The 23,921-nt window shown below is 36.0% G+C and carries 23 protein-coding genes; 11 read left to right on the plus strand and 12 right to left on the minus strand.

Annotated features, from left to right (window positions below; genetic code table 11):
- The first annotated feature begins 279 nt into the window (after positions 1-279).
- The 3 genes from HUS24_RS05535 (at position 280) to HUS24_RS05545 (ending at position 2,929) form a co-directional block, all read left to right on the plus strand.
- Positions 280-1,485 carry a DUF1615 family protein gene (locus tag HUS24_RS05535; RefSeq protein ID WP_173911081.1) on the plus strand — a complete coding sequence of 402 codons (1,206 nt, stop codon included), beginning with the start codon at positions 280-282 and terminating at the stop codon, positions 1,483-1,485.
- Positions 1,452-2,102 (plus strand): HAD-IB family phosphatase, encoded by a 651-nt coding sequence (locus tag HUS24_RS05540; RefSeq protein ID WP_173911082.1) that lies wholly within the window; start codon positions 1,452-1,454, stop codon positions 2,100-2,102. Before HUS24_RS05535 ends, HUS24_RS05540 begins: the two co-directional genes overlap by 34 nt.
- Positions 2,103-2,176: 74 nt before the next feature.
- Positions 2,177-2,929: a hypothetical protein gene (locus tag HUS24_RS05545; RefSeq protein WP_173911083.1), complete on the plus strand. Its 753-nt coding sequence runs from the start codon at positions 2,177-2,179 to the stop codon at positions 2,927-2,929.
- A gap of 67 nt (positions 2,930-2,996) precedes the next feature.
- On the opposite strand, the gene proB is transcribed toward HUS24_RS05545, so the two are convergent.
- The 6 genes from proB to HUS24_RS05575 all read right to left on the minus strand — a co-directional run bounded on the left by proB (position 2,997) and on the right by HUS24_RS05575 (position 10,283).
- Complete coding sequence (gene proB, locus HUS24_RS05550) at positions 2,997-4,130, minus strand: glutamate 5-kinase (RefSeq protein WP_173911084.1); 1,134 nt, start codon at positions 4,128-4,130, stop codon at positions 2,997-2,999.
- Positions 4,131-4,153: 23 nt separating this feature from the next.
- Complete coding sequence (gene cgtA / locus HUS24_RS05555) at positions 4,154-5,368, minus strand: Obg family GTPase CgtA (protein WP_173911085.1); 1,215 nt, start codon at positions 5,366-5,368, stop codon at positions 4,154-4,156.
- 202 nt (positions 5,369-5,570) lie between these two features.
- Positions 5,571-6,137, minus strand: coding sequence for a LemA family protein (locus tag HUS24_RS05560; RefSeq protein WP_173911086.1), 567 nt, complete (start codon positions 6,135-6,137; stop codon positions 5,571-5,573).
- Between the two features lie 21 nt (positions 6,138-6,158).
- Entirely contained in the window at positions 6,159-7,184 is a 1,026-nt protein-coding gene (locus HUS24_RS05565) for a hypothetical protein (protein ID WP_173911087.1), read from the minus strand.
- A gap of 189 nt (positions 7,185-7,373) precedes the next feature.
- Positions 7,374-8,906, minus strand: coding sequence for an aspartate aminotransferase family protein (locus HUS24_RS05570; protein ID WP_173911088.1), 1,533 nt, complete (start codon positions 8,904-8,906; stop codon positions 7,374-7,376).
- A gap of 3 nt (positions 8,907-8,909) precedes the next feature.
- Entirely contained in the window at positions 8,910-10,283 is a 1,374-nt protein-coding gene (locus tag HUS24_RS05575; protein WP_173911089.1) for a diaminobutyrate--2-oxoglutarate transaminase, read from the minus strand.
- A gap of 492 nt (positions 10,284-10,775) precedes the next feature.
- On the opposite strand from HUS24_RS05575, the gene HUS24_RS05580 reads away from it, so the two are divergent.
- From HUS24_RS05580 to HUS24_RS05595, 4 genes are all read left to right on the plus strand, one after another.
- Positions 10,776-11,480 carry an SIMPL domain-containing protein gene (locus HUS24_RS05580; RefSeq protein WP_173911090.1) on the plus strand — a complete coding sequence of 235 codons (705 nt, stop codon included), beginning with the start codon at positions 10,776-10,778 and terminating at the stop codon, positions 11,478-11,480.
- 193 nt (positions 11,481-11,673) lie between these two features.
- Positions 11,674-12,270 carry a phosphatase PAP2 family protein gene (locus HUS24_RS05585; protein WP_173911091.1) on the plus strand — a complete coding sequence of 199 codons (597 nt, stop codon included), beginning with the start codon at positions 11,674-11,676 and terminating at the stop codon, positions 12,268-12,270.
- Between the two features lie 121 nt (positions 12,271-12,391).
- Complete coding sequence (locus tag HUS24_RS05590; RefSeq protein ID WP_173911092.1) at positions 12,392-13,165, plus strand: TSUP family transporter; 774 nt, start codon at positions 12,392-12,394, stop codon at positions 13,163-13,165.
- A gap of 192 nt (positions 13,166-13,357) precedes the next feature.
- The gene (locus HUS24_RS05595; RefSeq protein WP_173911093.1) at positions 13,358-14,080 is read left to right on the plus strand and encodes a hypothetical protein; all 723 of its coding nucleotides are present in this window, start codon (positions 13,358-13,360) and stop codon (positions 14,078-14,080) included.
- A gap of 64 nt (positions 14,081-14,144) precedes the next feature.
- Here the strand turns inward: HUS24_RS05595 and HUS24_RS05600 are convergent, their stop codons facing one another.
- Together HUS24_RS05600 and HUS24_RS05605 are read right to left on the minus strand one after the other, a co-directional pair.
- Positions 14,145-15,353 (minus strand): toxic anion resistance protein, encoded by a 1,209-nt coding sequence (locus HUS24_RS05600; protein WP_173911094.1) that lies wholly within the window; start codon positions 15,351-15,353, stop codon positions 14,145-14,147.
- Between the two features lie 123 nt (positions 15,354-15,476).
- Positions 15,477-15,827 (minus strand): DUF962 domain-containing protein, encoded by a 351-nt coding sequence (locus HUS24_RS05605; RefSeq protein WP_173911406.1) that lies wholly within the window; start codon positions 15,825-15,827, stop codon positions 15,477-15,479.
- A 283-nt stretch (positions 15,828-16,110) separates the two neighbouring features.
- Between HUS24_RS05605 and HUS24_RS05610 the strand changes: the two genes are divergently transcribed.
- Positions 16,111-17,571 (plus strand): CYTH domain-containing protein, encoded by a 1,461-nt coding sequence (locus HUS24_RS05610; protein ID WP_173911095.1) that lies wholly within the window; start codon positions 16,111-16,113, stop codon positions 17,569-17,571.
- 20 nt (positions 17,572-17,591) lie between these two features.
- Here HUS24_RS05610 and HUS24_RS05615 read toward each other — a convergent pair whose 3' ends face one another.
- Positions 17,592-19,307, minus strand: a complete 1,716-nt coding sequence (locus HUS24_RS05615; RefSeq protein ID WP_173911096.1) for an ABC transporter ATP-binding protein — start codon at positions 19,305-19,307, stop codon at positions 17,592-17,594.
- 191 nt (positions 19,308-19,498) lie between these two features.
- Between HUS24_RS05615 and HUS24_RS05620 the strand changes: the two genes are divergently transcribed.
- Complete coding sequence (locus tag HUS24_RS05620) at positions 19,499-20,959, plus strand: CHAD domain-containing protein (protein WP_173911097.1); 1,461 nt, start codon at positions 19,499-19,501, stop codon at positions 20,957-20,959.
- Between the two features lie 361 nt (positions 20,960-21,320).
- Here the strand turns inward: HUS24_RS05620 and HUS24_RS05625 are convergent, their stop codons facing one another.
- Positions 21,321-21,953, minus strand: coding sequence for a hypothetical protein (locus HUS24_RS05625; RefSeq protein ID WP_173911098.1), 633 nt, complete (start codon positions 21,951-21,953; stop codon positions 21,321-21,323).
- A 97-nt stretch (positions 21,954-22,050) separates the two neighbouring features.
- Between HUS24_RS05625 and HUS24_RS05630 the strand changes: the two genes are divergently transcribed.
- Together HUS24_RS05630 and HUS24_RS05635 are read left to right on the plus strand one after the other, a co-directional pair.
- On the plus strand, positions 22,051-22,428 hold the full coding sequence (locus tag HUS24_RS05630; RefSeq protein WP_173911099.1) for a DUF3144 domain-containing protein: 378 nt from the start codon (positions 22,051-22,053) through the stop codon (positions 22,426-22,428).
- Positions 22,429-22,482: 54 nt separating this feature from the next.
- The gene (locus tag HUS24_RS05635; RefSeq protein ID WP_173911100.1) at positions 22,483-22,872 is read left to right on the plus strand and encodes a DUF3144 domain-containing protein; all 390 of its coding nucleotides are present in this window, start codon (positions 22,483-22,485) and stop codon (positions 22,870-22,872) included.
- Positions 22,873-22,987: 115 nt separating this feature from the next.
- Here the strand turns inward: HUS24_RS05635 and HUS24_RS05640 are convergent, their stop codons facing one another.
- Positions 22,988-23,470: a glutathione peroxidase gene (locus HUS24_RS05640; RefSeq protein WP_065992683.1), complete on the minus strand. Its 483-nt coding sequence runs from the start codon at positions 23,468-23,470 to the stop codon at positions 22,988-22,990.
- A complete protein-coding gene (gene msrB / locus HUS24_RS05645; protein ID WP_065992681.1) occupies positions 23,467-23,886 on the minus strand; it encodes a peptide-methionine (R)-S-oxide reductase MsrB in 420 nt (139 codons plus the stop codon). Before msrB ends, HUS24_RS05640 begins: the two co-directional genes overlap by 4 nt.
- Between the last annotated feature and the right edge of the window lie 35 nt (positions 23,887-23,921).

Genomic DNA, 23,921 nt, shown 5'->3' on the forward strand with positions numbered 1-23,921 from the left:
GATGAAAATTCCTATTAAATAATTATGTTTTACACCAACATACATGATTTTCTTAAATACGCAAAATTTAATATTTTTTAAATAACAATCTAAAATGTATAAACCACACTGCTATTTTTTAATTTTTAAGATGTAATCTAGATTGTGTTATTTTTAAACTCACAAATTTAGTCTTCTAAGTAAAATTCATATACATATATTTTCTTACATTTATCATTCGACATAGTATACTGCTGTGATCTATTTAGCTCATTTCTTTCTGAGTGCATTTTCATCACTATGAAAAATTCCAGTTTATCCCAAACATTTGTGAAATCTTTGAGTGTCTTAGCGATCTCCATTGGGCTTGTTGCATGTGGCAAAGGCTCATGGTTTGCTGAAGATGAGCCTCAGCTTGAAACGGAACAAATTCGTAAACTCATTCCAAACCGTGTGCAAAATCGGGAATCTTGGGCAAAAGATATGTTTGATATCTCTCAAGAGCTAAATATTCCGACCACCAAAGACAATGTCTGCACCATGATTGCTGTGGTCGATCAGGAATCAAACTTCATCGCCAATCCTGTTGTGCCGGGCTTAGGCGATAAAGCCGTCAAAGAAGTTACCACACGTTTAAATGAGAAATTTGAAGATAAACTTGGTGTCACCATCGGCGGTACAGTTGCTACCTATTTTGAGCAAGTATTAAAAACCCAACCCACACCTGATGACAACTATCTAAAACAAATGCGTAAAGTCAAAACAGAAAAAGACTTAGACGTTTTGTATCGAGAAATTTTTGCCTATATGGCACAACATTATCATGTCAGTGCACTCACAGGCGCTGCAAAACTGGTTGGACAAGACATTGGTGAAAAAATGAATCCAATTACTACATTGGGTTCTATGCAAGTGCATATTAATTATGCCAAAGAAAATAAACGCAGTAGCATGAGCACCAATGAATTACGTGATGATTTATATACCGAATATGGTGGCTTATATTATGGTATTCATCGTTTGATGCTCTACCCTGCCGATTATGACAAGGCGATTTATCGTTTTGCTGACTATAACTCAGGAATGTATTCAAGTCGAAATGCCGCTTTCCAAAAAATGGTGGATAAATTAGCAGATGCAGACTTAGCACTAGATGGTGATTTACTCTCTTATGATAAAAATGGCAGCCCTCGATCTGCGACCACCACCACAGAAAAGACCATCATTAATTTATTTGCAAAAAATAATATCTTAGTCACACCTCGCCAGTTGCGAAATGATTTAAAGAAAGAAAAAGAAAAATCTTTTGAAAAAACGCAAACCTATATTGCAATTTCCAAATTATATAAAGAAAAAACAGGTCATGAGCCTATGTATGCCATCATGCCTGAAGTGGTCATTTCTGGGCCAAAACTAAGTCGTGATTATAATACCAATTGGTATGCAAGCCGCGTAAATGGACGCTATGAAACATGCATGCAAAGAGCAAAACGTATAAAAACTTAGCCTTATTTGATTTTGATGGTACCTTGTGTAAAAAAGACAGTTTCACAGGGTTCATTTTTTACGCCTTATCAAAACGGCATATCGTGAAACAAGCCATTAAAATTTTGCCTTGGATACAAGCCTATTATTTAAATATTTATCCTGCCGATGCCATGCGTCCTAAACTCTTTAAAGCCATGTTTGCAGAAGCAAACGCTGCGGAAATTAATCAACTCGCTGAAGAATATGCGCCATATCTACTCACACAGCTTGATCAAAACCTGTATCAGCAGTTTTTAAAACATAAAAGGTTAGCTGATGATATTGTCATTGTTTCAGCCTCAGTGGATGTTTATTTGGAATATATTTGTGCGCTGTTAGAGGTTGATCTCATTTGTACTGAAACTGAAATTGTAAATCATGTATTTACAGGACATTATTCGACACCTGATTGTAGTTGTGATCAGAAAAGAATTCGTATTTTAGAAAAATATGACCTAGATCGCTATCACAAGGTGTATGCGTATGGAAATAGTGTTGAAGATTTAGAGATGTTAAGTTTGGCGGATTTTAAATTTATGGTGGGTAAAGATCAGCTTTTACCTTCACTAAAAACTGATAATAAGAAATTTGCCTAAAATTACTAGTTTTTTATTTCAGTAATGTGCCGTTTTGAATAATCCACAGATAAACAATAAAATAAGAGAAATTTATGAATAAAACCTATTTATTAAAACAGCGATCTTTTATGTTTAATGATGAAAATTATCATTGTGTACTAGAAGGTGAATATGGTGCGATTCTATATAAAAGTCACGATCTTGACCGCTTAACTGAGCAGTGGAAATCCTTAGAGTTTCAATTTGCGCATCAGAGTTCATGGCTGCAAATTATCAATAATGAAAATGGTTTGGATACAAGCTCAACTTTTCAAAAAATCATTCAGAACCATAAGACTGACGTTTACCAAGTGCTCAGTGAATTAAACCGAGAAGATCTATTCAATATTTTAATCGAATTAGATGCCAATATTTTTTCATGTATTGAATATATTGACCAAACTAAATTTTATGTCTTATGGAATGCAGCAGAAAATGACTACGACATCAGTGATGCGAATGTTCCTGAACTTGAACCACCACAAATTTTTCTCAGTAAAGCTGAAACTTTAGAAAAACTCGTCAATAATTATACTATTGCCAAAAATATTCCAGAAAAACTAGTAGGCTCTTTACACGAGTTAAGCGATTCTCCTGTATTGCTCAAAGCGACCATTGAACAATATCCATGTTTCCATTTTAACAATAATGTGCTTCAAATTACTGAACCTGAAACAGATGCAATTCTTGCTATCAATGAATTATTAAAAACGCCACTGTTTCAATATAAACAACTGACATTTGATGAGATTATTCAAATTGAACAAGCTTTCAATGAAAATTTAGAGAGCTATGATGATATTTAAAGATATTCATATAACAAAAAACCTCGCTAACTTGCGAGGTTTTTTATTTTAAATTGAGCTTTGAAAATTAATAAATCGCCATATGGTTTCTATGTATCATTTCCAAAGAACGTGCTTCACCTAACACCTGATGCACTTTATCCGATGCTAACCCTTTGACGATCTCAGCCGAACGAGAACTAAAATTCACCCGACCAACAGCCACACGATGCCCTTGCGTATCGACACACTCAACCACATCACCACGCTCAAAATGTCCTTCTACTGCTTTTACACCGACAGGCAATAAACTACGATGATTTTCTTTAATGGCTTTTACAGCACCATCATCCAACACCAAACGCCCTGCGGTTTGCAAATGCGCAGCAAGCCATTGTTGATGCGCAGTAACACGGTCATCATCAGTGATAAATAGCGTACCCAGCATCTCACCAGACATAAGCCGAGCAAGTACATTGTCACTTTCACCACTGGCAATCAGCGTTGGACAACCTGATTTTGCCGCCAAACGTGCAGCTCGAACTTTGGTCAACATACCACCGCGACCAAACTTACCACCACCGCCAGCCATATCAAATAAAGTTTCATCCATTGCACGAACAGTATGGAAAAGTTTCGCATCTGGATTTGAACGAGGGTCAGAGTCAAACATGCCTTGCTGATCGGTTAAAATAATCAACAAATCTGCATGCACTTGACCAGCCACCATCGCAGCAAGCGTGTCATTATCCCCAAAACGAATTTCATCAGTAGATACTGTGTCATTCTCATTGATCACAGGAATCACCCGCCAATCAATCAAATGTTGCAATGCATCACAAGAGTTCAAATAACGGCGACGATCTGCCAAATCATCATGAGTCAGTAACACTTGAGCCGTTTGAATAGCATGATTTTCCAAAACACTTGACCATGTTTGGATGAGTCCCATTTGACCAATGGCAGCACATGCCTGAAGACTGGGTAGATCGGTGGGTCGACTGTCAAGCTTCATACGAACCATCCCTTCAGCCACAGCACCTGATGACACGAGAATGATCTCGTGTCCTGCATTGTGTAGATCTGCAATCTGTTTCGCCCAATGCGAAATTGCATCCAAATCTAAACCTTGCCCATTTGCTGTGAGTAAAGATGATCCGATTTTAACAACGATACGTTTTAAAGCCTTGAGCTGACGTTGCCCATCTACCACTTCTATCATCTTGTCCTCAGTTGTACGTTTGCTTAACGTACGTAATACACTTCCATTTCGCCATCATCACCATCATCGTCTTCGTCATCATCACCCAACAATCCTGCAAGACGTTGTTGACGACGCATTTCACGATAAGCTTCTTTTGCGGCAATTGTTTGCTCACGTGTTTCAGCCTCCAGCTGATCACGGAAAGCTTTGATTTCTGCTGCATATTCAGGATCTTCAACTTCACGTTCGTGTTGCTGTTCGATTTGATCCATGAGGTAATACACAACATCTTTTGTCCCTTCAGAAGTTAAACCTGAAGTTTTAAACACTGGACCATCCCATTGTAATTCTGCAAGAATATGATTACACCATTCTTCTCGTTCAGATTCAGCAATTTGATCGAGCTTGTTTAAAACAAGAACAATTGGAAGTTTTGACAATGTTGGAGAGAATTTCTTTAATTCTTCCAAAATCGCTTTAGCATTATATGCAGGGTCAGAACCATCAATGGGTTGAACATCTACAATATGCAATAAAATACGTGTACGTGCCAAATGTTTCAGGAAGCGAATTCCAAGTCCTGCACCTTCTGCTGCACCTTCGATAAGTCCTGGAATATCTGCCATTACAAATGAACGGTGACTATCTGCATCGACCACGCCCAAATTAGGCACCATCGTGGTAAATGGATAATCTGCAACTTTCGGTTTTGCCGCAGAAACTGCACGAATAAAAGTAGATTTACCTGCGTTTGGCATACCCAGTAAGCCCACATCTGCCAATACTTTTAACTCTAAGCGAATTTCACGAAACTCACCTTTGGTACCATGCGTACACTTACGCGGCGCACGGTTGGTTGATGATTTAAAATGGGTATTTCCCAACCCACCTTCACCACCACCTGCAACTAAAACCTGTTGACCATTTTCGACCAAATCACCGATGATATCGCCTGACTCAGTATCGACAATGGTTGTTCCCACTGGAACTTTCAATGTGACCGATTCACCACCTCGACCAGCACAGTTTGCGCCAGCACCGTTTTTACCACGTTCTGCACGAAATTTACGGGTATAACGATAATCTACTAAGGTACTGGTATTATCGTCGGCTTGGATATATATACTGCCACCACGACCACCATCACCACCATCTGGACCACCAAATGGTACAAACTTTTCACGGCGAAAACTGGCTACGCCATTGCCACCGTCGCCAGCCTCTACGGTAATGACTGCTTCATCAACAAAGCGCATGCTGCCAATCCTCTAAAAACTTTAAAACCGCATATTCTGCCATATTTTGAAAAAATTCTCGAATAGAATTATTCAACAGGCATTAAAATTATCGCAATTTCACGTTTTTATTTTTTAGACATAGAAAAACAACAACGTGATGCTGTTTAAAATCAAAACATCTATTAAATAAACCTATAAATAACAAAACTTTAATTCAAATTTAAAAATTTGGTCGATAATTAAAGTTTTTTAATAAAATCGGATCTGAAAATGGACGAATTGGTTTTTTAGACAAGGTTAAGGTATTAATCACATTATTAGGGAAGATTTGAATAGTATTATTAAAGGCTTCAACATTCCGATTAAAAATCGTAATTGCTGCTCCAACATTTTGATTCTGTTCTTGGATATCATCCATCATGGTTAAATACAACTGATCTGCTTTTAATTCAGGATAATTCTCAACCACTACATTTAAATTTTTCATTAAATCTTGGCTTAGTTTTTCAATATGCTGTAGTTGGGAAACATCGGCATTGTTCATATTTAAGTTTAGAATTTGCTGACGCAATTCCGTGACTTTTTCTAAGGTGGATTTTTCAAATTGCGTATATTGTGAGAGTACCCGCTCTAATCCTTCTAAAATTTTAGCTTTTTGTGCTTCAAAATTAGCGACTTCCGCCCATGCACGCCGAGTTGCATTAAAATATCGTACAATATTATTGCGAATAAAAATCCCCCAGACGATCAATACCATAAAAATAGTAACAAAAATCAAAATCCCCATGTCTATTTCCCCCTAATGCATTTATGAAATCAAACTCGTCATTTGTTGTTTAAATAATTCATATTCTGGCATACGCAATCTACGTAAGTGCCCCCGTAAATGAGAAGTATCACGAATTTTCTGTTTCTGTTGACGACGAGCCAATAAATTTTGATCTCCCATGTAGCACAACATTTTTTCCTCAAAATGGAAGATCACTTCACCCGAATAGTTTTGAAAAAAATCACTTAATTTTAAAGTTAACATTGGACTAATTGTACGTGCAAGTTGTTGTTGATCATAACCAAAAATACTCACGTTTTCATTGAGAAAGATATCACTGGTTGACCACTTTTTTGTATAAGGTTCAAAAAAACTGCCATGTCGATTATTTGCAGCAACACCTAAGGGCTCTGTACCAAAAATAAAAGCACCCCATTGATTTTTATAGGTACTTTTTATTTTGTTTTGTTCGCCATTTAAGTGACTTATAGATAATTCACTTATATAACGATAATGAAATAATAACACAGGCAGTTTTTTATTTTCAATTTGCCATGTGGTTGAAATATATTGTGTAATTTCATTGCTTGCATTTCCTTTGGAAAATAAAGGGAATGCCTGTTTCAGCTTACTTATCACCAAGACGGAGTGGCTATACTGCGGTAAATACTCTGGTATCTGATTGGTTTTAAAGTCATATTTTAACTCAATCATACGATACTCTAAAAATCCAATCACCTCATCGACAGGCTGACTTGGCTCATAGATCAAGTAAGCGATAAATAAACACAAAACACCGATGCAAAAAGTTAAAGCAAAAGCAATATAAGCATGAATGATCCATCCAAAAATGAGAATCAATACACCCACCATACAACAGATTTGTGCAATAAAATTATGAAAATATAAATCCTTACAATCGCCCCATGGATGCAAACCATCTAAAATATCTTGTGGAGATTTTGCCTTTTGACCAATTTCCCATAAGCGTGCAACATTATGCATCACCTGTTGATTTTTCTGCGTGGTCAAATGCAACCATCTTTCAACTATTTCGATAGGCATAACTGACCTAAAATAAAAAATTAAATAAATGTATTGTGTATATAATTATGCTTTAAATTGTTGAAATAAAAAAGTAATAGCGTCTTGAATGTTTTCAATACTTATTTTTAGAATTTTAAAAATCCAATAAAAAACCGAGCTAATCACTTAACTCGGTTTTCAAAAAATTATTAAAATCAACTAAATGGATTAGTCAATCGCAGGTGTATAAGTACCATCTGCGATAGGTCCTTTGATACGCTCAGCTTCTGCTAGCACAAGAGCAAGCAAATTCTGTACGTTTTCTAAGGTTGCAACTGGACTTAAAGTGGTCATTTTTAATGATTGAACATTACCCACTTTCGTTACACCAATATTTGCTTCACCACGTGCAAACAGTTCATCTGCCACGTTTTGATTCAGTGTATCCAGTAGTTCTGTTGGATAACCTTCTGGTACAACACGGAACAAAACTGATGCAAATTGTGGATCAACCAGCATTTCTAGACCGTCAGTTGCGTTGATATAATCAGCAACTTCACGTGTGAGTTTAACACCGTGATCAATCATCGAACCGTAAAGCTCTTCACCTAGATTTTCAATCGTCATCCACAATTTCAACGCATCAAAACGACGTGTTGTTTGTAATGATTTAGAAACGAGGTTAGGAACACCATGCTCTTCATCGTATGCAGAATTTAAGTATTCAGCTTCATAGTGCATGAAACGATAGTTCGCTTCATCTTTCAGTAAGAAAGCACCACAAGAAATGCTTTGGAAATAATGCTTGTGGAAATCAAGCGTAACTGAATCTGACAATTCAATACCATCTAGCATAGAACGGTAATCATTTGACAAAATCAGCGCACCACCCCATGCCGCATCGATATGCATCCAAGCGCCATATTTGTTGGTGATTTCACGGATTTTTTTCAGTGGATCAATTGCCCCTGCATCGGTGGTACCCGCAGTTGCAACGACACATGCCACGATTTTGCCTTCAGCTTGCAAATGTGCCATGGTTTTTTCCAGTGCATCGACATCCATCTGTGCATTTTCATTCACAGGAACAGTGACCACTGATTGGAAACCCATGCCCATCATTGCCATGTTCTTTTGCACAGAAAAATGAGCATTTTCAGAACAAATGACTTTGACATTACGCATTGCATCGTTTGGCACACCATCACGCTGTACAGACCACGGATTACCGTTTTCGTCTTTCCAGTTTTTTGCAATACACCAGTCACGAGCCAGTAACACACCCATCAAGTTCGACTGTGTACCACCTGAAGTGAACACGCCTGCTTGACCTGCACCATAACCTACTTTTTGACGAAGCCAATCAATCAATTGTACTTCCATCAACGAACCTGCAGGGCTTTGGTCCCATGAGTCCATCGATTGGTTGGTGGCATTAATCAATACTTCAGCGATTTGACTAGTCACCATGGTTGGGCAATGCAAATGCGCCAAAGAGTGTGGATGATGTACTTTTAAACTTTTATTAAGAAAAAGTTCCACCATACGCTCAAGCGATTGGTGTAAACCTAAACCTTGTTTAGATGGTTGAAAAGAAATCGCTGAACGAAGTTCCTTAATGCTCCCACCTGTATACATTTTATCGTTTTGCAACCATGCTGCGACTGCTTTAGTCGCCTCAGCCATTGCTGACTCATAGTCAGCAATAGACCCAGCATCATTGCAGAGTAACGCTTTACGATGTTCTGCAAAATCTACCATGTATTATGCGCCTCGAACTGCAACAAGAGCTTCTGCAACTGCTTTCTTAAAGCGTGCAATCGCTTCTACACATTCTTCTTGAGTAATAATCAGTGGGCAAAGTAAACGGATCACTGTACCGCTACGACCACCTTTTTCAAGCAATAATTTATTGTTGAAACATGCTGTTTGAATCGCAGCAGCCAATTGTGAATCAGCAGGTAAAGAGCCCATATGGTCTGCTGGTTTACGTTCGTCTACAATCTCAACACCGATCATTAAACCACGACCACGTACATTACCAATACATGGGAACTCTTGTGCTAATTTTTTCAATTCAGCTTGTAAGAAATCACCACGCTCTTGTGCATTTTGAGCCAAGTTTTGTTCTTTGATGGTTTTGATGGTTGCAAGACCAGTACCCATTGCAAGTTGGTTGCCACGGAAAGTCCCCGTGTGACCTGCAGGTTGCCAAGCATCGAACTTACGCTTAATACCTAATACTGCAAGTGGTAAACTACCGCCTACCGCTTTCGACATCACGACAACATCAGGCTCGATGCCTGCATGTTCAAAAGCAAACATTTTACCAGAACGGGCAAAGCCGGCTTGAACTTCATCAAGAATCAAGACAATGTTGTGACGCTCAGTCACTTCACGGATTTTTTGTAACCATTTTGCAGGTGCTGAAACCACACCACCTTCACCTTGAATGGCTTCAAGAATCACAGCAGCAGGTTTGGTTACACCACTTTCTACATCTTCAATGAAGTTTTCAAAGTAATAAGTCAAAGCATCTACACCTGCCTCACCACCGAGCCCCAATGGGCAACGGTATTCATGCGGATATGGCATAAATTGTACGCCTGGCATTAAGCCATTCACCGCATTTTTAGCAGATAAGTTACCAGTCATCGCCAATGCACCATGTGTCATACCATGGTAACCACCAGAGAAGCTGATCACAGTACTACGACCAGTGTAGGTTTTCGCTAATTTAATCGCCGCTTCTGTACCATCTGCACCAGATGGACCACAGAACTGTAAACAATACTCTTCTTTACCACCAGGTAACTGTTCAAGTAGTGCTTCAGTAAAAGCATCTTTTAAAGGCGTTGTTAAATCTAAAGTATGTAAAGGCAAACCACTTGCTAAAGTGTCTTGAATACTTTTAATCACCGCAGGATGGTTATGGCCCAAAGCCAATGTTCCTGCCCCAGCTAAACAATCGAGGTATTTTGTACCTTCAACATCGGTAACCCAACAACCATGTGCTTCCGCTATCGCTAACGGTAATTTACGTGGATAACTACGAACATTCGATTCCATCTGACTTTGGCGAGTCAAGTAGTATTCGTTTGTGGAAGTGGCAGCAGGATTTACAGAAGTAACGCTCATATCGAATTACCATCTCTGATATGGGTTGAAAGAAATAAGTCGGGTGACTTGCGGTCCTTTGACTCGGTGCTTTATAGAAATCTAGTTAGTCAGAATTTTTCATAGCCCTAACTAGGAGGGCGATAATACAGTTTTTTTCAAGAAAATAAATATCTTTTATGAACTTATTGCTCAGTAGTTCATTGGAAAAAACATTCATCCTAACTTAGACTTAGAGTATCATCATACTATGTGACAGATGAAAGAAAACTTTGAAATATTTTAAAGATTTTTATTTATGTAGTTTTCGCAGTAAGCTTTTTTAGAAAAATTACAATAACAGATTAATATTTAAAATCTTTTTTAAAATAGAATGATTTCAAAATACACCTTAAACATTACAAATCCACCACAATATCCTCGAATCTATTCCTCAACTTGGCTTTAAGATCGAAGTATCTTCAAATTTATTCAAAAATATATTTGTATATCAATATTTTTTAAGGATTTACCATGCGTTATTTAGCTTTAACTACTCTACTTTTAGGAACAACGCTAAGCACTATGACGATTGCAGCCGAAAATGAGCCTTTAAATTACAATATTGTCAATGTTCAAGCTGACGCAACTCGTCAAGTATCAAATGATGAAATGCATGCCGTTCTTTTCATCGAGAAAACCAACAAACAACCTGCTGAGCTGTCTGCACAAATTACCCAGCTCATGAACCAAGCGATTGCCACTGCAAAGAAATACCCGCAAGTGAAAGTTGAAACAGGTTCACAAACCACTTATCCAATTTATGACAATGACAGTCAAAAATTGAAAGAATGGCGTGGTCGTGCTGAAGTTCGTATCGAAAGTAAAGATTTTAAGGCTGCGAGCCAATTAATCAATGAATTACAACAGAATTTCCAAACCCAATCGATCAACTTTACTGTTTCAGATGAACAGCGCAAAAAAGTTGAAAATGAGCTTATGGTGGAAGCATCGAAAAACTTCCAACAACGTGCACAAATTTTAACCCAAGCATGGAATAAATCTGCATATAATTTAGTGAGTTTAAATATCAATACCAATAATTATGCACCTCAACCGATCATGATGCGTGCAAGCATGGCAAAGTTTGAAGCCGCTGATGCAAGTGGTGGGCAAAATATGGCTGCTGGCGAGTCTAAAATCACAGTAAATGCGAACGGAACAGTTCAATTTAAATAAGCCTTATTTTAACAAGCTTACTAAACTTAATAAAAACAGCAGATTAATATTGTTATTCTGCTGTTTTTTATTGAAAAATCTAAAACATCATCAAAACAATCTTAAAATGTTTGCTTTGCGTTACTCATATATTTCATTTTCATGACAAAGGCATTAGAGTGGACAACCGACGATTTACTTGATTTTTACCATAATGTCGCTTCAAAACTTAAACATTGCCCTCTTTAATATTTTAAATGCACCAGATCATGCCTCATCATTCATGGTGAACTATGCAATTTTCATTGCCAATGATTTATTGTATTTAATGATTTTTGCTTTTGCTGTAATGTGGTTTCGTGGCAATGAACAAGTCAAGAAACAAATTTTAAAAGCTTTTATTTTTACTTGTATTACGCTTTCTATAAGCCAATTGATTTCTCATATTTTTTATTCGCCTCGCCCTTTTGTAATGGATCTAGGTATTACACTCATTCAACATAAGCCAACAGGTTCATTTCCCAGTAATCACATGACTATATTTAGTAGTATTGCTTTTGCCTACTATTTTTCAGCGCAACGTGAACTTGGCAAACTTCTCATTCTGGTGGCTTGGTTAGTGGCATGGTCGCGTGTCTATGTTGGCGTGCATTTCCCTATCGACATGTTGGGCGCTTTTTTACTTGCATTATTTGTCAATATTTCTGGACTTGCTGTATGGCACAAATATAAAGATTTCATTTTAAATCTGGTCTTGGCAATTTATTATCGTATTTTTAAGCCTTTGATTAATAAAGGCTATATAAAGTAAAATAGTATATCGCCTTATCAAACTTTCAAATCTCATTTTATGAGATTTGAAGGTTTATTATTACTTTCATGCTCAATATTTCTAGCATAAACTCTCTATTCTCTCCCCAAGCAGATCGATAATGGAATATCAGAGTATTTTGCTTAGTCTTGGCTTTTTCGCCTTTTGTGGCGGTCTTATTGATGCTGCAGTTGGTGGCGGTGGTTTGATTCAATTACCTGCTTTAATGCATGCATTTCCAAAGCATAGTTTAGCCACTATTTTTGGTACCAATAAAATCATTGCTATGGCCGGTACACTTTCTTCTGCATTTGCTTACTTTAAGAAAGTAACGATCAATTGGAAATTAGTACTTCCAACTATGCTGGCTGCTTTTATATTTTCTTTTTTTGGCGCAATGTCAGTTTCACTGATTCCCAAAGAATTCATGCGATATATCGTATTTTTCTTATTAATCACCATTGCAATTTATACTTTTACTAAAAAAGATTTGGGGAAAATTCACACGGTTTTACAAGCAGGCAAAAAAGAAATTGCGCTTGGAATCGTGTTTGGCGCACTTATCGGTTTCTATGATGGTATTTTTGGTCCAGGCACAGGCAGCTTCTTGTTATTTTTATTTGTGAAGGTATTTGCTTTCGACTTTTTAAATGCTTCCGCTTCTGCAAAACTGGTTAATGTTTCAACCAATGCTGCTGCAATGTTTTTCTTTATTCCCACAGGTCATGTGATTTGGCTCGCTGCAATCATATTAGCAGTATGTAATATTTTAGGCGCGATCACAGGCACAACACTTGCTATGAAATATGGCAGTGGATTTATTCGTATTTTCTTTCTGATTTTATTGATCTTTTTAATTGGACGAATGGGTTATGATTTATTCTTTTCGTCATAAATTCAAATCGCTTTGGATTAGGAAAATTTGTGCATTCAGTAGAATAAAATTATTTAAACTTTGCTTAAGAAAATAGAATTTTGCTCCCCAAATGACTTACAATCCACAATGAATGTTCACCATTTTAAAAAAATTAAAATATGAAACTGATATTTAAAATCACTCAAAATACATTTGTTGTTTGGTAAAACTATGCGCAAGGATCATAAAGCGGGTATTCGATTTTCTCGAAAAGAATCTTTACTGATTGTTGGGGTGGCTTGCTTACTTGTTATTACAACCATCATTATTTTGATGATTAACATAGAGTTGGCTTATGTATTTTTAATTGCTCTCATATTAGGGGGTTACTTATGGAATCATAGGTTTCATAAAAAAAATGATACAGATGTGCAAAGTAATTCACAAGATGATAAACAACAGCCCGTTCAAAACTTTGCCTCAAATACACATCCCAATCTCTATGTATTGCAATATCAACAATTATTTAGTAATTACCAAGATTTGCAAAATACTAGTCTGCAACATTTAAGTAAAAGCGCACAAAACAAACTTAAAAATATTGAAGAAATCATGCATTTAATGAATGACAAATTGCAAAATAGTCAAAACCAATCCTTTCAACATGAAATTATGGACATTCAAAAAACCTTAAATGCTTACCTTAGCCCAGCCTTACAACACTTTATTGATCTTCCTCAGTTTTTAAGAGATCGACAAGTTTTAGATCATCAACAAACACCCAATCAAATCATCGAACAACAATTACAAGTGATTGTAGATGAGTTTCAGAATATTGCTGAGTCGATCTATACGAATGATTTGAATCAACTGATAGATCATGGTCAGTTTTTGAAATATAAATTAAAGCAACCTGAGCTTTTTAAAATTCAGCAAAATAGTCATAAAGATTAAGCATTAAGAATGAGCAGCTAAAAGCCATAAGATGTGACTTTTTGCTTCAAACACATTTCTCAGGTTAATTGGCTTTTTCTTCTATAGAAACAAAGTCTTGCAATGGGAGGGTTTTATCTCTCAATTGCTGCTCAACTTCTTGTTGTCGAACCTGATCAGTATATTGTTGTGCTCGTTGTAACTGTGTTGCTAAATGATCCATACTTTGTTGTAAGTTGGGTAAGGCTCTGACTTTAAACTCATTGACCAAATCTATTGTTTCAAAGATTTGATTAAATGCAGTCTGTAACTTTTCAACATTGATCACACTATTCGCAGACTGTGATTGTATTTCACGGGTTTGTTGATTAAGCATCTTACTGGTCGAAACAATCAAATCTTCAGTTGTGCTATTGATGATTTTCACCTGATTTAAGACCAGTTTTTGAGTTGAAAGTGCTTGTGCAACCACCATCGCTGTTTGCAATGCCGAAACTGTCGTCATTAAGGCACGATCTACACCTTTGATCAATTCTAAATTATTCTTACGAATCAAATCTAAAGACATATAGGCTTGTACGCTTACTGCCTGCTGCGTCATTAAGTCGGTGACTTTTTGCTTTACATAGAATAAAACTTCTTCTTGTAAAACCATGGCTTTTTGTGGATCAGACGAACGTACGTTTTCAATCACTTGCTCAACTTTATGTCCAAGTTCTTGCCCAATATAACTATATTGTTCAAGTTCTTGCATCGTATCCCACATGGTACGTTTGTCACGTTCTAAAGCAATATTGTCTTTAATCAGCTCATCTTTACCATTTTCTAAACTGGTTAAAATGACATTAATATGTTCTTCTGAAGATTTATATTTATCAAAATAGTCTTCTACTCGCTCACCCAAAGGTAAAAATTTCAGCCACTTACGCACGGCAAAAAACTTTTGATTATTGGCAGGATTTAAACTATCTAAGGTTTGTTTTAGGTCAACTAAACTTTGGCTAATATTTTGGCTTTCAGTATCATCATTGAGTTGATTAAGTGATCTTGACAACAAACGATGGCTCAGTCGAGATGACTTTTTGACACTACTATAACCGAGTTGGTGTACCGCATTGACTTTATCCTGAAAGGATTTTTCATGCACAGGTAAGTCGATTAAATGCTGTAAAAATTGCTCAACTTGTAGATTTAAACTCTGCACAACTTCTGGCTTGATTTTTACTGCTCCACCCACTTGTTTTTCTTCAACCAAAGGCACCGTATCTGGTGGAGTCAACTCAATTTTCGCCATATTTCCCCTCACAATTTTATTTTACATCAGTTAAATCACTTCTTTTATTTATAACTTAAATGTTCAGCTAATTTATGAAAATAAAAGAAGTTTTGAGTTTTTATTTTAAATTTCATTAAACTTTTAGCTTTCGATTTTATCTAAGGCACGATCTTTTAAACTTAAATTTCCACGAAGAATATCCGCCAACATTCTCCAATCAGAAATAAAACTATATAAAGGCTGCTTAAAGCTTGCAGGTTTATTTTTCTCAAAAACAAAATGCCCCACCCATGCGCAAGCATAACCAGACACTAAACCATACACGAAATATTTTGCTTTACGCTGGCGAATTGCTTTACTAAAAAAATATAAACCAATACTGCTGCCCAAGGCATGCAAACGGCGACTGGTGATATTGCGATGTTCAGTTAAATAAAAGCGATAAAATTCAGAATAGTTTTTAATGGGAAGTTGAAATTGTGGCTGGCTCATCAACTCTTGCTTAGATTCAACTTGGCTATTCACGATAGTTTCCTTTTGAATAATTTTTATCTCGTTCAGAGTATAGTTTCGCTTGAAAAAAGGCAATCTGCTTTTCGACAGATTTTTTGTGTTTTGCCTAAGATCGTAACAGGATTGATCTGCTTTATTTTTCAATATCCGTTACAATTTCAATCTCTCAGTCTTAGTGTATTTTGAGTTGATATTTCAACATTTTTTTAGAAAAATTTACGCTAAGATTAAAGTTATGATTATAGTTGTTTAGGAAAATTCTATGCTTGAAGTTGAGTTAAAATTTCAGATTCCAGAAGCGCGTCGCAATGCACTCCTGAAGGCTTTAGACCCCAAAAAATCTGAAACAATTCAATTACAAGCCAAATATTACGACACTGAACATAAAACATTAGCGCAACATTCAGCAGCTTTACGTCAACGCCTCGAAGGCAGTCGATGGATTCAAACTTTAAAAGCTATGGGAAAAAGCCAACTTCATCGCTTTGAACATAATCACGATCTAGGTGAGTTAGAACAAGCACCTGAGTTAAATTTAGAGATTTATCAAACACATCCCGAAACATTACAAGTTTTAAAAAATGCCTTAGACGAAACGCATGACCAGCTTAAACTACAGTTTGAAACTGACATTCAACGTACTTTTCGTGTAGTTGAATACCAAGATGCAGAAATTGAAATCAGTATCGATATTGGTGAAATTCGCACCGAAACAGCTCAGCGGGATATTTATGAAGTAGAGTTTGAGCTTAAAAGTGGCTCGATCCAATCCCTACTTGCTTTTAGTTTTGAATGGGTAAAAAAATATCAACTCTGGCTCGATGTACGCAGTAAAGCCGAATTTGGCAATTTATTACTTGAAAATAAATCCGTCAGTCCAGCCAAGCTTGCGAAGGAACTCATTTTAAATAAAAAAGAATCCGCAGATTTTAATTTAAGACTGCTTATCGCCAATCAATTACAGCATTTATTGCCGAACATCGCTGCAATTTCTGCCAATGTTGCTGAGCCTGAACACTTACAACAGGCACAAATTGCACTGCATCATTTACATTTAAGTATTTCTTTATTCAAGGAATGGAGTGAGGATATTTCGGATAAATGGGCGTATCAATTGGCAGCATTTAAAAGCCATTTCCAAAATCTAGCGCATTTTGAACACATGCAAAATACATTAGGTGCGTTATTACAAAATCCTAAAACCGCAGAGAGCCTAGACAAAGATATTTTATATGCTAAAGAAAAATTAAATAATTTAGTGAAATCCACACTGAATGTTCAACATTATTTAGAACTTCTTATGTTCAGTCTAAATGATGAAAAGAAAACTCAAGCGCATGATTTAAAATGGTTTGCACAAAATACTTTGCAAAATCAATATAAACAACTGCAAGAAAGCTTACATCAAGCTGATTTAGCTGATCTCGAAACTTTAGAGGAATTGGCATTAAGATTAAGTGAATTAAAATTTAGTTTTCCAATTTTAACCACGATTTATGATGTCAAAAACTTGCAAAAATATGGCAAAGCACTGAATGATGCACAACATGCTTCTGAACAATATCAGGTACTTGCTTCATCTGCCTCATATTTACAACAAAGCGATCTAGAAGCGAGCGACTGGTTTGCCTTAGGTTGGCTAACAGCAAAGCAAGAAGTTTATGCAGAAAAACTATTGGAAGCGACAGAGCAATTCCTCGTCAGCCGTAAGTTTTTAAAATAATTAAATAAGCGCAGCGTGATTTAAATATCTTTGCTGCGCTGATTTTGCTGAATCAGCTCATCAAAATTAATCACTTGATCTGCATACTTCATCGCATAATTTGCGTGAGAAATCATGAAAATAGTCGACACTTGATTGCGTATAAATTGTATCACTTCTAGACTAGTTTGCTCATCCAATGCTGCTGTAGGTTCATCCATAATCAGCAACTTCGGCTTTTTCAACAATGCGCGAATAATGCTAATTCTTTGTTTCTCCCCACCCGAAAAACTTTTATAAATATGTTGTAGGTCATCATCTAAGCTCAAATTATTTTTCTCTAATAAATTGATTAAATTAAATTTAGATAAATACTCTTTCAATTCATCGTCACTATAATGATAACGACTATTATGAATTAAATTTTCCCGAAGCGTACCTGAATAGACCATAGGCATTTGGCTGACCACTGCAATTTCCTTAAAAATATTTTCCGAAAATTGCTTACTAATATCGATATTTTTATAAAATAACTGCCCTGCTTCTATACGTTCTAAACCGATTAAGTAGTTAATAAAACTGGTCTTTCCTATACCTGTTTGCCCGATTGCAACATAGATTTTATTTTGCTCAATTTCCAAGTTAAAATTTTGGATTAAGTTTTTTCCTAAATGCAATTGAGCATTTTTAAAGGTGTAGAAAACTGGCTGATCTATGATATTTTCAAGCTTCAATTGGTCAGTTTCCAAGTTAAAATATTGGTAAAATTTTTCGATGGCAATAAAGTCACCTTTCAACTGAATAATACTTTGTGACACCATGAGCAGCGGCATGGTTAATGCAATTATATAAGTACTGATCAGAACAAAGTCACCTGACGTAACATTTTGATGTTTAAATAAATATACTGTAAGAAGCATAAAGGTAAGCAAAAATGCACCAACAAAAAATACTTGTATCGCCATGATCCAAGCTAATTTTCGATAACTATTCACCATTTCATTTTTATAATGATTTAAACGCTTTTCATATAAATTCATTTCATAATTTTGTGCACCATTCACCTTAATATCATAATTGGCTTGAATTTTTTCTACAAAAAACTGACCAACTTGATTTTGTGCATCATACATGGCGGTAAAAATATCATTTCCTTTGGCTGTAAAATAAATATTCAATACAAAGGTAACAAAAGCAAAAATCATAAAATACAAAGCATAATTTAAGGCAATAGACTGTGCTAATACCCATACCATGCTTAGTATTTGAAAAATAATAGGAATTAATACGAAAAGAATCACATAAGTAATCGTGCCAAATGAGGTTGCGCCACGTAAAATATCTGTTTGATAAACGCCTACCTCTATCTTTTTCTGTTCAGCAAATGTGGTCTTAAAAAACTGTTGTACGCTTCCATGTAATAATGCAATTTTAAATTTGGTTTGTAAGTTTGCACTTAGAAATCCTTGCACATGGTTTAAAAGATTCATGAGCAACCAACCCAGTGCATAAGCTGTTGCCAAAATATATAGATTCATCCAGGTAAAGAGCTGTGTCATTTCCAGCTGAGTTGTACCTGACTTCGACTGATCGACAATTTCTTTTAAAATATAAGGTACTGCAACAGACAATAACGTATGGATTAATAAAATAAATCCCAAGATCAGCATATCTCGGATCGGATGCTTATAGCGAATTTTGACCACATTCCAAACTGAGTGGTAAATTCTCAATATCTCTAAGCGATTGTTCAACATAATTTTTATAATAAATTGATTCTAATTAAGCGTTTTATTGTATAAAACTCAGCCTAAAACCTCAGTAGAAATAACCAATTAAAACAAAATACAAACATGACACGTTTATACACAATATTTTTACGCCTTTCAGGTGCCGATAAGGTATTGTTTTAATATGAACAATAAGTCTTAATTTAGGATGTATTGCTATGCTCGAAGTAGAATTAAAATTTCAAATTGCACCAGATAAACAAGATTTGTTGGTCAAAACCATTCAAAGAAAAAACTTTAACACCCTACAACTCAATGCAAAATATTTTGATACTGATGAATTTACACTTTCTGAGAAACAAATTTCATTACGACAGCGTCTAGAAAATTCAGATTGGATACAAACACTTAAACTGCCGACTGCTCAACAATTGCAACGCTCAGAGTTTGAGCAAGACTTAGGAGAACAAGAACCCGAAAGTTTAGATTTAGATGTTTATCAAAATCAAAAAGAAATTGATAAAAAAACGCTAAAACTCTTTAAAAAAATTCAGCCAGATCTGCATATCCAGTTTGAAACACAAGTTGAGCGATTTGTCACACTCTTTAACTTCCAAAAAAGCCAAATAGAAGTCAGTTTAGATATAGGCAAAATAACTCACCAAGATCAAGTCGCAGATATTTTTGAAATAGAATTTGAACTTAAACAAGGCACGATCCAAGATTTAATTTCTTTTGTTTTACCGCGTGTTAAACGTTATGGACTATGGCTTGATGTTCGTAGCAAAGCCCAACGTGGTTTTTTATTAGCGAAAAATACTCCTGAAAATCCTGTTGAGTTTCAAACACCATTGACTCTAAATGCAGATGAATCGCCTGAACAAGCACTTAAAGATATTATAAATAATGCCTTACAACATATTTTGCCAAATAGTACCGCAATCGCTTCAGGCAATTTTCACAGTGAACATGTCCATCAAGCACGAGTCGCTATTCGTCGTTTAAGAAGTGCTTTAAAAACTTTTTCTAAATGGTCAAATCATATTGATCCAACGTGGGAAGAACAACTGGCACAACTCTTTAGGCAACTGGGTACAATGCGTGACCTCGATGTCATTGAAGAAGAGTTATTACCGCAGCTTAAAGTGGCGGGTGCGCCTGAGTTTGAATTACCTCACTATTCTCATGAAAATGAAACAGGTTTAGACAGTGTTTTTAAATCTATGCAATTTAACAATTTGATTTTGTCTCTGATCCAATATGTAAATGAAAAAAATAGTGAAAAAACCAAAGAAAACTTAAAGAAAAAATTTGAAAAAGACATTAAAAAACTTCATCAACAGATTGTAGATGATGCACAACATTATTTAGATTTAGCGATTGATGAGCGTCACCGCACACGTAAACGCTTAAAACGTTTACGTTATAGTATTGAGTTTATTTCATCTATTTATGATGCTGAAAAAGTTAAAAAATATCTCAAAGCACTTAAACCTGCTCAAGAAAGCTTAGGACAATATAATGACTTAATTGTGGCTGAGGATTTGTTTAAAAGTATGGTGGAGCATGAACCTAAAGCATGGTTTGCGTTGGGTTGGCTTGCGGCACGTCAACAACTTTTATTAGAACAAACTTCACAAGATTTAGCGCTTTTTTCAGTCGCAAAACCTTTTTGGTAAACTTTACTTATATAATACCATTCTTGGAAAGTAACATAATATAAGTGGTTTGTTTTTGACGGGGTCTTACATCTAAAGTTTATATTTTGGGACTAGCCTTCGGCTCGACCTACTTTTGTTTTGGCAAAAGTAGGCAAAACCATTGTCATCCGCAAGACTCGACAAATACCGCAAATTGATTGATGTATTGCAAAAACATTATTCATCATTGGTAGTCCTGCCTCAGACAATTGCGGATGACGTTTCCGCATCTCAATGTATGATTGGAAGCAGAAAAAACATCCCGAAATATATTATAAAACTTTTATTGACTGGTATAAGAAAAACTTGAAGAAGTTTTGAAATACTTTGGGAAATATACTTAGCGATATTTCCCAAAAACTTTCCAAGTTGTGTTGTCTGCTAAAGGATCGCTATAACTGTCATTGCGCTGTTTTCTTGGCTTGTCACGCGCATCTACCAACTCAAAATGTTGTTCTGTACTTAAAACTAAACCATTCACATAAAAACGGGTGCGTGTATATTCACTTTGTCCATGTTGGAAAATATAAGTACGCAAATCAATAAATTCACGATGTGCAACCAATGCAGCGGTATCATCGCTGTCTAACCATTGCTTCATTGCAAGAACTTGCTCAGGCTCAAACTGTCCACATTTCTCTATTAAACTGGCAAGACCACGAAATGTTTTAGATTCTTTGGCACGTGTTTTATTAATGCGAATACGATCCACATGAAAGAAAAATAGTGGTAAATTTAAATGGCTCGGCAGATGAATGGCATCCAAAACTTCATCTTGCATAAACGGCTGAAATAAGTCTTGTGCCCGTTCAATCAAGCCCGTCCATTGTTGATAATAATCAGCAACTTGTTGTTGTGTTCCATAATAAATCGGCAAGCCTTCAACATTGGCTAACTCTACAGGCGGCCAAATGTTTTGACGTAATAAAGCAATGTCACTTTTTAAACTTTGTACTGCGATTGCATCTTGCATAAGGCATCCTGAAAGTTTTTGATTTTGATTTAAATACTTAGGCTATTTTAAGTATGCTATAGTTCATTTATACATACAAGTCGTTGAGAAATTTAATATGTCAGAAAATTCCAATAATTTTGACGGTTTATTAGAGCCTGTTGAAACCGGTGCAGATGAACAATTTTACCAACGTGCAGATGAGTTTATTGCACTTGCCAATGAACTTTCAGATGCATCAAATGGTGATGAAGATTTTGCAAATTCCGCAGCAAAAGTCAGTGCATCTTTGATGTATGCCAATGCGCGTTTCAATATTTGGTTAACTGCATGTGGTTACAACAAAGCCGAAGATTTAAAAGCCAATAAAGAACAAATTTTAAACTACTTCTTAGAACAATATAAATTGATGCTTGAAGATAATTTTGAAGAATATTCTAATAATTTTGAGGAATATATGAATCCGCCTGAGGATGAAGTTAAGCGTTTCGTTTAAGGGCAAGATTGCCTATAATGTTGTTATATTTAAACCATTGTTGTGGAAATTTTCATGTCTCAAAAAATTGATGCGACGGATGTCACCGAAGAAGAAGCGTTAAATGCGGTTTTTTTTGAGCGTGCTGACGAATTTATTAAACAAGCCAATGAGTTTTGTCGTCCGCCCAAAGGTGAAAAGCCTGATCCAAGTGAATTACGTGGTCAAGTCAGTGCAGCGATGTTATTCGGCACAGCCCGTTTTAATACTTGGGTAGCTGCCAATACCTTTAAAGATGCCAATGAAATGCGTGATGCAAAAGATCAAGTTATGTCTTACATTCTTCAACAGTTTCAAATGATGCTAGAAGATAATTATGACGAATACTGCGAGCAATTTGAAAATTACTTACGCTTCCGTAAAAATGAAGAGTTTCATACACATAAACATGATCACGAGCATTAATTAATTTGCTATATGTTAAAAAGCCTTGCTCTATGCAAGGCTTTGCTTTTTACAAATTATCCCACTTTAAAATATTTGCAGACTGCATCGTTTTAGCCGAGCAATTTCTAAAAAACTATTCAGCTAATGCTTTCTCAATATCCTCTTGTAAAGCTTCTGGTTTAGTCGTTGGTGCGTAACGATTAATCACTTCACCTTTTTTATTGATTAAAAATTTAGTGAAATTCCATTTGATGCCATTACCTAATACACCTTTGCTGTTATTGGTTAAATAACGAAAAATCACATGTGCTTCAGGCCCTTTAACATCTACTTTGGCAAACATTGGAAATTTCACACCATAGTTCCGCTGGCAATATTCTCCAATTTGTTCATTACTACCGGGGTCTTGTCCACCAAATTGGTTACATGGAAAACCTAGAACTTCAAAGCCTTGATCATGATATTTTTCATATAACTTTTCCAAACCTGCAAATTGTGGTGTAAATCCACACTTACTCGCAGTATTTACAATCAATAAAACTTTCCCTTTATAATCTGAAAAAGCCTTATTTTCCCCCTCTAATAACTCAGCTTCAAACTGATAAATATTGGTCATGGATAAGTTCCCTCGTCACTTTTTTCTTCTGTTTGGAGTTCTAATGAAGCTGAGTTTACACAATAGCGTAAACCTGTGGGTTGTGGACCATCTTCAAAGACATGTCCTAAGTGCGCATCGCAGTGATGACAGATAATTTCTGTACGTTGCATACCATGCGAACCATCATCATGCTCTTCAACCGCGGCAGCATTGATGGGTTTATAAAAACTTGGCCAACCACTACCACTGTCATATTTAGTTTCTGAGGAAAATAAAGGCGTGCCACAGCAACGGCATACATAAGTTCCTTGCTGCTTGGTATTCCAATATTTCCCTGTAAATGCAGGTTCAGTTCCCTTTTGACGTGTTATTTTAAATTCTTCTGGCGATAATTCTCTTTGCCACTCTCTTTCTGTTTTATTGAGTTTTCCCATGACTATTTCCTTTACGATCATGCCACTTAAAATAG

The organism is Acinetobacter sp. Marseille-Q1618, from assembly GCF_902809855.1.
Taxonomy (GTDB): Bacteria; Pseudomonadota; Gammaproteobacteria; order Pseudomonadales; family Moraxellaceae; genus Acinetobacter.

Coding starts and splice junctions, on each gene's coding strand:
- proB (WP_173911084.1), bottom strand. CDS start 4,130: ATGATAGAAGTGGTAGATGGGCAACGTCAGCTCAAGGCTTTAAAACGT.
- HUS24_RS05610 (WP_173911095.1), top strand. CDS start 16,111: ATGCTTGAAGTTGAGTTAAAATTTCAGATTCCAGAAGCGCGTCGCAAT.
- HUS24_RS05630 (WP_173911099.1), top strand. CDS start 22,051: ATGTCAGAAAATTCCAATAATTTTGACGGTTTATTAGAGCCTGTTGAA.
- HUS24_RS05575 (WP_173911089.1), bottom strand. CDS start 10,283: ATGAGCGTTACTTCTGTAAATCCTGCTGCCACTTCCACAAACGAATAC.
- HUS24_RS05615 (WP_173911096.1), bottom strand. CDS start 19,307: ATGTTGAACAATCGCTTAGAGATATTGAGAATTTACCACTCAGTTTGG.
- HUS24_RS05595 (WP_173911093.1), top strand. CDS start 13,358: ATGCGCAAGGATCATAAAGCGGGTATTCGATTTTCTCGAAAAGAATCT.
- HUS24_RS05545 (WP_173911083.1), top strand. CDS start 2,177: ATGAATAAAACCTATTTATTAAAACAGCGATCTTTTATGTTTAATGAT.
- HUS24_RS05590 (WP_173911092.1), top strand. CDS start 12,392: ATGGAATATCAGAGTATTTTGCTTAGTCTTGGCTTTTTCGCCTTTTGT.
- HUS24_RS05570 (WP_173911088.1), bottom strand. CDS start 8,906: ATGGTAGATTTTGCAGAACATCGTAAAGCGTTACTCTGCAATGATGCT.
- HUS24_RS05625 (WP_173911098.1), bottom strand. CDS start 21,953: ATGCAAGATGCAATCGCAGTACAAAGTTTAAAAAGTGACATTGCTTTA.
- msrB (WP_065992681.1), bottom strand. CDS start 23,886: ATGGGAAAACTCAATAAAACAGAAAGAGAGTGGCAAAGAGAATTATCG.
- HUS24_RS05565 (WP_173911087.1), bottom strand. CDS start 7,184: ATGCCTATCGAAATAGTTGAAAGATGGTTGCATTTGACCACGCAGAAA.
- HUS24_RS05585 (WP_173911091.1), top strand. CDS start 11,674: ATGTCGCTTCAAAACTTAAACATTGCCCTCTTTAATATTTTAAATGCA.
- HUS24_RS05600 (WP_173911094.1), bottom strand. CDS start 15,353: ATGGCGAAAATTGAGTTGACTCCACCAGATACGGTGCCTTTGGTTGAA.
- HUS24_RS05540 (WP_173911082.1), top strand. CDS start 1,452: ATGCATGCAAAGAGCAAAACGTATAAAAACTTAGCCTTATTTGATTTT.
- HUS24_RS05620 (WP_173911097.1), top strand. CDS start 19,499: ATGCTCGAAGTAGAATTAAAATTTCAAATTGCACCAGATAAACAAGAT.
- HUS24_RS05580 (WP_173911090.1), top strand. CDS start 10,776: ATGCGTTATTTAGCTTTAACTACTCTACTTTTAGGAACAACGCTAAGC.
- cgtA (WP_173911085.1), bottom strand. CDS start 5,368: ATGCGCTTTGTTGATGAAGCAGTCATTACCGTAGAGGCTGGCGACGGT.
- HUS24_RS05535 (WP_173911081.1), top strand. CDS start 280: ATGAAAAATTCCAGTTTATCCCAAACATTTGTGAAATCTTTGAGTGTC.
- HUS24_RS05605 (WP_173911406.1), bottom strand. CDS start 15,827: ATGAGCCAGCCACAATTTCAACTTCCCATTAAAAACTATTCTGAATTT.
- HUS24_RS05560 (WP_173911086.1), bottom strand. CDS start 6,137: ATGGGGATTTTGATTTTTGTTACTATTTTTATGGTATTGATCGTCTGG.
- HUS24_RS05640 (WP_065992683.1), bottom strand. CDS start 23,470: ATGACCAATATTTATCAGTTTGAAGCTGAGTTATTAGAGGGGGAAAAT.
- HUS24_RS05635 (WP_173911100.1), top strand. CDS start 22,483: ATGTCTCAAAAAATTGATGCGACGGATGTCACCGAAGAAGAAGCGTTA.